2 protein-coding genes are annotated in these 1,947 nt (G+C 75.0%); both read left to right on the top strand.

Going from position 1 to position 1,947, the window contains the following annotated elements; all coding sequences use genetic code 11:
* The first annotated feature begins 148 nt into the window (after positions 1-148).
* The gene (locus tag L1885_RS27765; RefSeq protein WP_235799902.1) at positions 149-664 is read left to right on the top strand and encodes a MarR family winged helix-turn-helix transcriptional regulator; all 516 of its coding nucleotides are present in this window, start codon (positions 149-151) and stop codon (positions 662-664) included.
* Positions 661-1,947: MFS transporter (locus tag L1885_RS27760; protein WP_235799901.1), on the top strand; the 1,287-nt coding region annotated here is incomplete at its 3' end. The genes L1885_RS27765 and L1885_RS27760, both read left to right, overlap by 4 nt.

Below are 1,947 nucleotides of genomic sequence, written 5' to 3'. Positions count from 1 at the left end.
CGCCGCCCGCCGGGAACGTACCCCGCGGGTCCGGCCGGCACGCGCGCCCCCGGCCCGGCGCTCCCGGGGCGTGCCGTCCGCGGCCGGGCCGTCCCCGCACGGCCTCCGCAGATTCCTCTATGTCGCATAGCTATGTAACATAGCTACCGTGGACGATCACGAGGTGCGCCGCTTCCGCACGCAGATGAAGCTCCTCCAGCGCAGGCTGCGCCGCGAGTCGCGCCCGGTGTACGGGGTGTCCCGGACGGCCTCGCAGGTCGTCGCGGCCGTGGTGCGGCTGGGCGGGGCCCCCGGTCCCCGGCGGATCGCCGACGAACTGCAGATGACCAGCTCCAACGTCGCCGCGGCGCTGCGCGAGCTGGAGGAGGCCGGCTACGTCGAGCGGCGCAGGGACTCCGCCGACGCGCGCAGGGTGTCCGTGGGCGTCACCGACCGCGGGCGCGCGGTGGTGGCCCATGTCCACAGCGAGCGCGACACCTGGCTCGGCCGGGCGATGGAGGCGCTCCTCGACGAGGAGGAGCGGCGCGTCCTGTCACGGGCGGGCGAACTCATGGAGCGGATCGCCGGCTTCGAGCACCCCGCGGCCCCGGCCGCCGGGGCGCCGGGCGGCGCGGCGAGCACGCGGGAGGCGAAGGACGACGCCGAGGGCGCGGGGGTCTCGTGACGCCCGCCGGCGGCGCGGCGGCGGCGGACGGCCGCCTCGGCCGGATGCTCTCCTCGCTCTCCGTCCGCAACTACCGCCTGTACTTCTGGGGTTACTCGGTCTCCGTCGTCGGCACCTGGATGCAGACCCTCGCGCTCGCCCTGCTCGTGCTGCGGCTGAGCGGCAGCGGCAGCGACCTCGGCATCGCCACGGGCGCCCGCTTCCTGCCGTTCGTCGTCGTCGGCCCCTTCGCGGGGCTGGTCGCGGACCGTTACGACAAGCGCCGGCTGCTGTACGTGACCCAGGCTTCCTCCGCGGGCATCGCCGTGCTGTTCGCCGTACTGACCGGCCTGGACGCCATCAACGTCCCCGCGGTGATCCTCCTTTCGCTCGCGCTCGGCATGCTGACGGTCTTCGACAACCCGGCCCGCCAGAGCCTCATCCCCGAACTCGTCCCGCGCGAGCGGCTGACCAACGCCGTGACCCTGAACTCGGTGTCGGTGAACATGGCGCGCGTCCTGGGATCCGCCGTCGGTGGCGGACTCGTCGCCGCGGTCGGACTGACCTGGTGCTTCGCGTTGAACGCCGTCTCGTTCGCCGCAGTGATCGCGAGCCTGGCGGCGATGCGGGGCTCCGAGATGAACGCGGTCGTCAGGCCGCCCCGCAGCAGGGGCCAGATCCGCGAGGGGCTGCGATACGTACGCCGGACACCCGCTCTGCTCCTGCCGCTCGTGATGCTGGCGGTCACCGGCATGCTCGCCTACGAGTTCCCGGTCACGCTGCCGCTGGTGGCGCGCGGGGCGCTGCACGGCGGGGCCGGCACGTACGGGGCCATGGCGGCCATGATGGCGCTCGGCGCGGTCGTGGGCGGCCTGTCCATCGCGGGCCGCGGCAACCGGCAGCGGCCGGGGGCGCTGGCCGTGGCGGGCGTCGGCTGGGGCGTGGCGATCCTGGCCGCAGCGGCCGCGCCCTCGACCGCCGTCGAACTGGCCGTGCTGCCCTTCGTGGGCTACGGCGCCATCGCGTTCAACTCCCTCTCGAAGACGGCCATGCAGCTGGCGTCCGAACCCTCCATGCGCGGCAGGGTGATGGCCCTGTGGGCGATGGCCTGGGGCGGGACGACCGTGATCGGCGGCCCCCTGGTCGGCTGGGTGGGCGAGGAGTTCGGCAGCCGCTGGTCACTCGTGGCCGGCGGGGCGCCGAGCGTGCTCCTGGGCCTGCTGATGCTGCCCGCCCTGCGCCGCAGCGACCGCGCGGCACCGGCCGGCGGGGACCTGCCCGCCGCCGGACCGGGCGCGGGCACG

Origin of the sequence: Streptomyces fuscigenes, assembly GCF_021556455.1 — a bacterium.
Lineage (GTDB): Bacteria > Actinomycetota > Actinomycetes > Streptomycetales > Streptomycetaceae > Streptomyces > Streptomyces fuscigenes.
The sequence above is the reverse complement of the archived record's forward strand: the minus strand, read 5'-3'. Positions and strand labels throughout refer to the sequence as shown.